This window comes from Cellulomonas septica (assembly GCF_012396155.1).
Lineage (GTDB): Bacteria > Actinomycetota > Actinomycetes > Actinomycetales > Cellulomonadaceae > Cellulomonas > Cellulomonas septica.
The window spans coordinates 1-7,888 of record NZ_JAAXOY010000105.1 but is presented as its reverse complement, the minus strand read 5'-3'; the positions used below and the strand labels follow the sequence as shown (position 1 = coordinate 7,888).

At 74.4% G+C, this 7,888-nt stretch carries 10 protein-coding genes; 6 read left to right on the top strand and 4 right to left on the bottom strand.

All coding sequences use genetic code 11. The features are described from left to right. From HGA02_RS06210 to HGA02_RS06195, 4 genes are all read right to left on the bottom strand, one after another. On the bottom strand, positions 1-1,244 hold a 1,244-nt coding region (locus HGA02_RS06210; RefSeq protein ID WP_168678269.1), incomplete at its 3' end, for a dihydroorotase. Then, positions 1,241-2,233, bottom strand: coding sequence for an aspartate carbamoyltransferase catalytic subunit (locus HGA02_RS06205; protein ID WP_168678268.1), 993 nt, complete (start codon positions 2,231-2,233; stop codon positions 1,241-1,243). The genes HGA02_RS06210 and HGA02_RS06205, both read right to left, overlap by 4 nt. Further along, positions 2,230-2,814, bottom strand: coding sequence for a bifunctional pyr operon transcriptional regulator/uracil phosphoribosyltransferase PyrR (pyrR, locus tag HGA02_RS06200; protein WP_281357116.1), 585 nt, complete (start codon positions 2,812-2,814; stop codon positions 2,230-2,232). The genes HGA02_RS06205 and pyrR overlap by 4 nt, the downstream gene beginning before the upstream one ends. 122 nt (positions 2,815-2,936) lie before the next feature. After that, positions 2,937-3,437, bottom strand: coding sequence for a YdeI/OmpD-associated family protein (locus HGA02_RS06195; RefSeq protein ID WP_168678267.1), 501 nt, complete (start codon positions 3,435-3,437; stop codon positions 2,937-2,939). A 71-nt stretch (positions 3,438-3,508) separates the two neighbouring features. Here HGA02_RS06195 and HGA02_RS06190 point away from each other — a divergent pair, with 71 nt between their 5' ends. From HGA02_RS06190 to fliF, 6 genes are all read left to right on the top strand, one after another. Further along, positions 3,509-4,675: a phosphotransferase family protein gene (locus HGA02_RS06190; RefSeq protein WP_168678266.1), complete on the top strand. Its 1,167-nt coding sequence runs from the start codon at positions 3,509-3,511 to the stop codon at positions 4,673-4,675. Then, positions 4,675-5,448 carry an acyl-CoA dehydrogenase family protein gene (locus HGA02_RS06185; protein WP_425483033.1) on the top strand — a complete coding sequence of 258 codons (774 nt, stop codon included), beginning with the start codon at positions 4,675-4,677 and terminating at the stop codon, positions 5,446-5,448. Before HGA02_RS06190 ends, HGA02_RS06185 begins: the two co-directional genes overlap by 1 nt. A 135-nt stretch (positions 5,449-5,583) precedes the next feature. Next, complete coding sequence (locus HGA02_RS06180) at positions 5,584-5,931, top strand: flagellar basal body rod protein FlgB (RefSeq protein ID WP_200829819.1); 348 nt, start codon at positions 5,584-5,586, stop codon at positions 5,929-5,931. Beyond that, positions 5,931-6,329 carry a flagellar basal body rod protein FlgC gene (gene flgC / locus HGA02_RS06175; RefSeq protein ID WP_124344292.1) on the top strand — a complete coding sequence of 133 codons (399 nt, stop codon included), beginning with the start codon at positions 5,931-5,933 and terminating at the stop codon, positions 6,327-6,329. Before HGA02_RS06180 ends, flgC begins: the two co-directional genes overlap by 1 nt. Beyond that, positions 6,329-6,637: a flagellar hook-basal body complex protein FliE gene (fliE, locus tag HGA02_RS06170; protein WP_124344291.1), complete on the top strand. Its 309-nt coding sequence runs from the start codon at positions 6,329-6,331 to the stop codon at positions 6,635-6,637. Before flgC ends, fliE begins: the two co-directional genes overlap by 1 nt. Next, a partial coding sequence (fliF, locus tag HGA02_RS06165; protein ID WP_168678265.1) for a flagellar basal-body MS-ring/collar protein FliF occupies positions 6,637-7,888 on the top strand: 1,252 nt, incomplete at its 3' end. The genes fliE and fliF, both read left to right, overlap by 1 nt.

Genomic DNA, 7,888 nt, shown 5'->3' with positions numbered 1-7,888 from the left:
ACGCGTCCGGGCAGCTCCCGGCCGCGGAACGGCGAGTTGACGGCCTTGGTGGCCTGCTGCGCCGGGTCGACCGTGGTGCGCGCGGCCGGGTCCCACAGCACGAGGTTGGCGGGCTCGCCCACCGCGATCGGGCGGCCGTGGTCGGTGACGCGGCCGATCCGGGCGGGCGCCTCGGACAGGACGCGCGCGACGTCGGCCCACGTGAGGCGGCCGGTGTCGACCATCGTCTGCTGCACGACGGACAGCGCGGTCTCGAGGCCGGTCATGCCGAAGGCGGCGGCGGCCCACTCGCAGTCCTTGTCCTCGCGCGTGTGCGGCGCGTGGTCGGTCGCGACGATGTCGATCGTGCCGTCGGCGAGGCCGGCGCGGACCGCCTCGACGTCGGCGTCGGTGCGCAGGGGCGGGTTGACCTTGAACACCGGGTCGTAGCCGCGGGCCAGGTCGTCGGTGAGGACCAGGTGGTGCGGCGTGACCTCGGCGGTCACGTCGATGCCGCGCGACTTGGCCCACCGCACGATCTCGACGGACCCGGCCGTGGAGAGGTGGCAGACGTGCAGGCGGGACCCGACGTGCTCGGCGAGCAGCACGTCGCGCGCGATGATCGCCTCCTCCGCCACGGACGGCCAGCCGGTCAGCCCGAGCTCGGCCGAGACGACGCCCTCGTTCATCTGCGCGTTCTCGGTGAGCCGGGGCTCCTGCGCGTGCTGCGCGACGACACCGTCGAACGCCTTGACGTACTCGAGCGCGCGCCGCATGAGCACCGGGTCGTGCACGCACTTGCCGTCGTCGGAGAACACCCGCACGGCGGCCTCGGACTGGGCCATCGCGCCGAGCTCGGCGAGCTGCTCCCCCGCCAGCCCGACGGTCACCGCGCCGACCGGGTGCACGTCGACCCAGCCGGCCTCGCGGCCGAGCCGCCAGACCTGCTCGACGACGCCCGCGGTGTCCTGCGTCGGCGAGGTGTTGGCCATGGCGTGCACGGCGGTGAACCCGCCGAGCGCCGCGGCGCGCGTGCCGGTGCGGATCGTCTCGGCGTCCTCGCGGCCGGGCTCGCGCAGGTGCGTGTGGAGGTCGACCAGGCCGGGCAGCAGCACGAGGCCGGTGCCGTCGACCTCGGTCGCGTCGTCACCGGCCTGCGCGCGGGCGTCCGCGCCGAGCGCGGCGACCACGCCGTCCGCGAGGAGCACGTCGACGGGGTCCGCGCCCAGCGGGGCGACGGACGTCAGCAGGTACCGGGGGTTCACGCGTCCACCTTCGTCGTCGGGGCGGGCGACTCGCCCGCGAGCAGCAGGTACAGCACGGCCATGCGGACGGCGACCCCGTTGGCGACCTGCTCGACGATCACCGCGCGCGGCGAGTCGGCGGCGTCGGCGGAGATCTCCAGGCCACGGTTCATCGGGCCGGGGTGGAGCACGATCGCGTGCTCGGGCAGCGCCGCGAGGCGCCGCGCGTCGAGACCGTAGCCGCGGGTGTACTCGAGCGGGCTCGGGAAGAACCCGCCGCCCGCGCTCGACATCCGCTCGCGCTGGACGCGCAGCATCATGACGGCGTCGGGCTTGTCGTCGGCGATGACCTCGTCCAGGTGGTACGAGACCCGCGCGGGCCACGCCTCGACGCCGACCGGCACGAGCGTCGGCGGCGACACGAGCGTGACGTGCGCGCCGAGCGTGTGCAGGAGCTGCACGTTCGACCGCGCGACGCGGCTGTGCAGGACGTCGCCGACGATCGCGACGCGCAGGCCCGCGAGGTCCTGGCCGCTCACGTCGGCGCGCCCGCCGACGCCCACGAGGTGGCGGCGCAGGGTGTACGCGTCGAGCAGCGCCTGCGTCGGGTGCTGGTGCGTCCCGTCGCCCGCGTTCACCACGGCGCCGGACGTCCAGCCCGCGTGCGCGAGCGTGTGCGGCGCGCCGGACGCCTGGTGCCGGATGACGACCGCGTCGGCACCCATGGCCTGCAGCGTGAGGGCCGTGTCCTTGAGGGACTCGCCCTTCGAGACGCTCGACCCCTTGGCCGAGAAGTTGATGACGTCGGCGCTCAGCCGCTTGGCGGCGGTCTCGAACGAGATGCGCGTGCGCGTCGAGTCCTCGAAGAACAGGTTGACGACCGTGCGCCCGCGCAGCGTGGGGAGCTTCTTGATCTCGCGCGCCTGCGTCGCGGCCATCTGCCCGGCCGTGTCGAGGATGCGCACCGCGTCGCGGACGTCGAGGTCCGACGCGGACAGCAGGTGCCTCATCGGGTCCCCCCGTCGATGACGACGGCGTCGCGGCCGTCGGTCTCCTCGAGCAGCACGCGCACCCGCTCGGTGGTGGAGGTCGGCAGGTTCTTGCCGACGTAGTCCGCCCGGATCGGCAGCTCGCGGTGCCCGCGGTCGACGAGCGCGGCGAGCTGCACCGCGCGCGGGCGGCCGAGGTCGCTGATCGCGTCGAGCGCGGCGCGGATCGTGCGGCCGGAGTAGAGGACGTCGTCGACGAGGACGACGACACGCCCGTCGAGCCCGCCGCCCGGGATGTCGGTCGCGCCGATCGTCCGCGTCGGCTGGTGGGCCAGGTCGTCGCGGTACATCGTCACGTCGAGGCTGCCCGCGAGCGCGGCCGGGTCGAGGCCGGGCTCGACGTCGGCGAGGCGCTGGGCGAGCCGGCGCGCGAGCGGGAGGCCGCGGGTCGGGATGCCGAGGAGGACGACGTCGTCGCCGCCCTTGTTGCGCTCGAGGATCTCGTGGGCGATGCGGGTGAGCGCCCGGCCGATCTCGGGGGCGCCGAGCACGACGTTCGCGTGCTCGAGGCTGCCGCTGGACGCGGGCATGCCTGTGCTCATGCGGACTCCTTCCCCGCCTCACGGGACGGGTCTTAAAGGACGCTGGTGGTGCTCGGATCTTAACCCGCACCCCCTGTCGGGGCGGGTGCTGTCTCATGCGCGCGGCGGGTCCGTGACGAGCGTCACGGCTGGGGTGCGACGGCGCGGGCGAGGACCTCGACGAGGAGGGGGCGGACGACGTCGGGCGGGAGCGCCTCGAGGGTCGCCATGACGGCGGCGAGGTCGTCGGGGACGACGGCGGCGGCCGGCCCGTCGTACGCGGCGTCCCAGCGGCCGTCCGCCTTGGCCCGGTCCACCTCCGCGACGCCGGCAGGGCGCATGCGACCCTCGGCGGTGAGCCGCTCGACACGGTCGCGGTTGATCTTCGACCAGACGCTCCTCGCGCGGCGCGGGGTGAACCGCTGCACGTACCAGTCGTCGTCGAGCCGTCGCGCGATGCCGTCGATCCAGCCGAAGCAGAGCGCGACGTCGACGGCCGCGTTCCAGTCGACGGAAGCGACGCCGCTGCCCTTCTTGGCCATCCGCACCCAGACGTGGGTCGCCGTCGAGCCGTTCTCGACGAGCCAGGCCTCGAAGGCCGCGCCGCTCTCGAAGTGCACCGCGCCGGTGTGGTCCATCGACATGACGGCAGCGTAGGGGCGACCTCCGACGATCGAGCCCCGCGACATACCGACCGCGCGGTATGCTCTCCACGATGCCGAGCACCGACGCCCGGCCCGACGCGCGGAGGCCGCCCGTGCACGACCGCACACTGCCCGGCCTGGACGTCGCCCGCCTCGACGCGTGGTTGCACACGCACCGCCCGGACCTCGTCGACGCCACCCCGCTGCACGCCGAGCTGCTCGCGGGCGGCCGCAGCAACCTCACCTACCGGGTCGACGGCGCGCGCGTGCCGCTCGTCCTGCGCAGGCCTCCGCTGCGCCACGTGCAGGCCACCGCGCACGACATGGCGCGCGAGCACCGCGTGCTGTCCGCGCTCGGCGCCACGCGCGTCCCCGTCCCGACGACGTACGCGCTCGTCGACGACACCGACGGCGCCGCGGGCACCGGGACCCCGTTCTTCCTCATGGCCCGCGTCGACGGCGAGGCGCTCGCGACGCCCGAGCAGAACGCCCGCTGGTCCCCCGACAACCTGCGCGCCGTGAGCCTCGAGCTCGCCACGCTGCTCGCGGAGCTGCACGCCGTCGACCCGCACGACGTCGGCCTCGCCGACCTCGGCCGGCCGGACGGGTTCCTCGACCGGCAGGTGCGCCGGTGGGGCGTGCAGCTCGACGGCTCCCGCTCGCGCGACGTCCCCGCGCTCGACGACCTGCAGGAGCGCCTGCGCGCCGACGTGCCGACGACGTGGCGGCCCGCGCTCGTGCACGGCGACTACCGCCTCGACAACGCGCTCGTCGCCCGCGCACCGGCGGAGGCGGACGCGGGCGGGACGGCCGAGCCGCCGCACGTCGCCGCGATCCTGGACTGGGAGATGGCGACGCTCGGCGACGCGGCCGTCGACCTCGGCATGCTCGGCCTGTACTGGGAGCTCGCGCGCGTCGCAGACGACGACCACACCGTCACCGCGGTCGACCCGGCCGCCGGGTACCCGGACTTCGCCGAGCTCGTCGACGCCTACGCGGCCCGGCTCGGCACGCCGCCGCCCGACCTCGCCTGGTACCGCGCGTTCGCGGCCTACAAGCTCGCGGTGATCCTCGAGGGCGTGCACCTCCGGTTCCGCGCCGGGGGGACGGTGGGCGAGGGCTTCGAGCGCGTCGGCGACCTCGTGGAGCCCCTCGCCCGTGAGGGCCTCGCCCGGCTCGCCGACCGCGCCCGCACAGGACGGTCCGCGGCCCTCCGCACCCGAGCCGGGGAGGCCTGATGGACTTCGCCCCCGACGCCCGCACGCGCGACGTGACCGCTCGCGCGCAGGCGTTCCTCGACGAGCACGTGCTGCCCGCGGAGCCGGCGCTCGACGCGCAGGTCGCGGCGACCCCCGACGAGTGGGGCACCCGCCCGGTCGTGCGCGACCTCCAGGCCGAGGCCCGTGCGCAGGGCCTGTGGAACCTGTTCTTGCCCGGCCCGCACGGCGGCGGCCTGACGACGCTCCAGTACGCGCCCGTCGCCGAGCTCACCGGCCGCAGCCCGCGGCTCGCCCCCGTCGCCATGAACTGCGCGGCGCCCGACACCGGCAACATGGAGCTGCTCGCCGAGTTCGGCACCGACGCGCAGCGGGACCGCTGGCTGCGGCCCCTCCTGCGGGCCGAGATCCGGTCGGCGTTCTGCATGACCGAGCCCGACGTCGCGTCGTCGGACGCCACGACCATCCGCACGCGCATCCGCCGCGACGGCCCGGACTGGGTGGTGAGCGGCCGCAAGTGGTGGTCGACGGGCGCGATGAACCCCGAGGCCGCGCTGCTCGTCGTCATGGGGCGCACGGACCCCGACGCTCCGCGGCACCGGCAGCAGAGCATGGTCCTGGTCCCCCGTGACGCCCCCGGCGTGCGCGTCGTGCGGCCGCTGACCGTGCTGGGCTACGACGACCGGGACCACGGCGGGCACGCGGAGGTCGAGCTCGACGACGTCCGCGTCCCCGCCGACGCGCTGCGCCCGGTCCGCCCGGACCTCCCGGTGTACGTCGACGCCCAGGCGTGATGTCACCCGTTCGCCCGTCCTGAAACCTCTCATCGGCCCGGACCCCCGGCCGATGGGGGGAGTGAGCAAGGACTCGCTCACGCAACAGGCCACGGATCGGCCGCCCCACCCGTCCTCGGGAGAGGTGTACCTGTCATGGGTCTGTTCGACTCCGTGAGCTCCGTCGCGCTCAACAGCGCGCTCGACGGCCTCGCGCTGCGCCAGCGCGCCATCGCGGACAACGTCGCGAACATCCAGACACCCGGCTTCCAGGCCCGTCGCGTCCGGTTCGAGGACGAGCTGACGCGTGCCGTCGCGCACGGCAGCGGCGCGGTCGAGGCCACCACCCACCGGTCGCTGGAGCCCACGCGCGAGGACGGCAACAACGTCAACCTCGACGCGGAGACGCTGCTCAACATCGACACCAACCTGCGCTACCAGCTCGCGACCCAGGCGGTCTCGGGCCAGTTCTCGTCCGTCCGCACCGCCATGAGGACCAGCTGATGACGATCTTCGGAGCGATCGGGATCGCCTCCACCGGCCTGACGGTCCACCGCAAGTGGCTCGACGCCGTGAGCGACAACCTCGCGAACCTCAACACCGTCCGCCCGACGTCGGAGGACGCGTTCCGCGCCAAGTACGTCGTGGCCGCGGAGAGCGCGGGGGAGAACCAGGGCGTGCAGGTCGCCGGCATCGTCGAGGGCAGCGCCGAGGGCCGGCTCGTGTACGAGCCGTCGAACCCGCTGGCCGACGAGGACGGCTACGTCCGGTACCCCGACATCGACATGTCGAGCCAGATGACCCAGCTGATCATGGCCCAGCGCGGCTACCAGGCGAACGCCACGGTCGTGGACCGGGCGCGCGAGACCTACCAGGCGGCCCTGCAGATCGGACGGCAGTGATGACCTTCGCCGTGACCCCCGTGACGGGGGTGCTCCCCACCGGTGCGCTCGACGCGACGCGCGCCGCGACCGCCGCCGACCCGGCCGCGGGTGCCCAGTTCGCCGGGATCCTCGGCTCGATCGAGAACCTGCAGCAGCTGCAGTCCACGTCGAACGAGCTCGCGGTGCGTGCCGTCACGGGTGACCTCGACGACGTGCACGACTACACGATCGCGTCCGCGCAGGCGTCGACCGCGCTCGAGCTCACCGCGGCCGTGCGGAACAAGGCCGTCGAGGCGTTCACCGAGATCATGAGGATGCAGGCCTGATGCCCGCCCAGGTGCAGGCCGCCGTGGACCGTCTCACGGGGGCCGTCAAGCAGTTCTCGCTCGCGCAGCGCACGCTCGCGCTCATCGGCGTCGCCGTGCTCGTGCTGGGGGCGTTCGCGCTCTCGACGTGGATGTCGCGCCCGACGATGAGCCCGCTGTTCACGGGTCTGTCCGGCGCGGACGCGTCCGCGGTCGTCGACCAGCTCACCGCGGACGGCGTGCAGTACCAGCTCGCCGACGGCGGCTCGACCGTCCTGGTCCCGGAGAAGGCGCTGTACGACCAGCGCATCAAGCTCGCCGCGGCCGGCCTGCCGACCAACGCGGACGGCGGCGGCTACTCGCTGCTCGACGAGATGCCCATGACGTCGAGCGAGTTCCAGCAGCAGACGACGTACCAGCGCGCGCTCGAGGGCGAGCTCGCCCGCACGATCGGCGCGATCGACGGCGTCGAGTCCGCGACGGTCAAGCTCGCGCTGCCCGAGGACTCGGTGTTCGTCTCGGAGAAGGCCGACCCGACCGCGTCGGTGTTCGTCCGCACCCGCCCGGGCACCTCGCTGTCGGTCGACCAGGTGCAGGCGATCGTCCACCTCGTGTCCGCCGGCATCGACGGCATGAAGCCGACCGACGTGGCCGTCGTCGACTCGACGGGCGAGGTCCTGTCCGCGGTCGGCACCGGCACGACGGGCGGCGTCGGCGGCCAGCAGGCCAGCGACTACGAGGCGCGCGTCGCCGCGTCCGTGCAGGCGCTGCTCGACCGCGTCGTCGGCCCCGGCAAGTCGGCCGTCACGGTGACCGCCGAGGTCGACCAGAGCCAGACCGACCGGACGACGGAGGAGTTCGCGGCCACGCCCGACACCCCGCCGCTCGCGTCGTCGACCACGACCGAGACGTACGAGGGCGGTGCCGCCTCCGGCGCCGCGGGCGTGCTCGGCCCGGACAACATCCAGGTGCCGGGCGGCGACGGGACGAACGGGTCGGGCTCGTACGAGTCGACGACCGAGGACCGCACCAACGCGATCAACAAGACGACCGAGCGCGTCCAGCAGGGCCCGGGCGCGATCGAGCGGCAGTCCGTCGCCGTCGTCCTCGACGAGAAGGCCGCGGCGCCCATCGACCTCGCCGAGCTGCGCGACACCATCGCGGCCGCCGCGGGCATCGACGCCGAGCGCGGCGACACGGTCGCCGTCCAGGCGGTCCCGTTCGACACCACGCAGGCCGAGGCCGCGGGCGAGGCGCTCGCCGCCGCGGACG

What these genes read in the sequence shown, in the direction of transcription:
- HGA02_RS06205 (WP_168678268.1), bottom strand. Translation starts at nt 2,233, where the DNA reads ATGAGGCACCTGCTGTCCGCGTCGGACCTCGACGTCCGCGACGCGGTG.
- pyrR (WP_281357116.1), bottom strand. Translation starts at nt 2,814, where the DNA reads ATGAGCACAGGCATGCCCGCGTCCAGCGGCAGCCTCGAGCACGCGAAC.
- HGA02_RS06195 (WP_168678267.1), bottom strand. Translation starts at nt 3,437, where the DNA reads ATGTCGATGGACCACACCGGCGCGGTGCACTTCGAGAGCGGCGCGGCC.
- HGA02_RS06190 (WP_168678266.1), top strand. Translation starts at nt 3,509, where the DNA reads ATGCCGAGCACCGACGCCCGGCCCGACGCGCGGAGGCCGCCCGTGCAC.
- HGA02_RS06185 (WP_425483033.1), top strand. Translation starts at nt 4,675, where the DNA reads ATGGACTTCGCCCCCGACGCCCGCACGCGCGACGTGACCGCTCGCGCG.
- HGA02_RS06180 (WP_200829819.1), top strand. Translation starts at nt 5,584, where the DNA reads ATGGGTCTGTTCGACTCCGTGAGCTCCGTCGCGCTCAACAGCGCGCTC.
- flgC (WP_124344292.1), top strand. Translation starts at nt 5,931, where the DNA reads ATGACGATCTTCGGAGCGATCGGGATCGCCTCCACCGGCCTGACGGTC.
- fliE (WP_124344291.1), top strand. Translation starts at nt 6,329, where the DNA reads ATGACCTTCGCCGTGACCCCCGTGACGGGGGTGCTCCCCACCGGTGCG.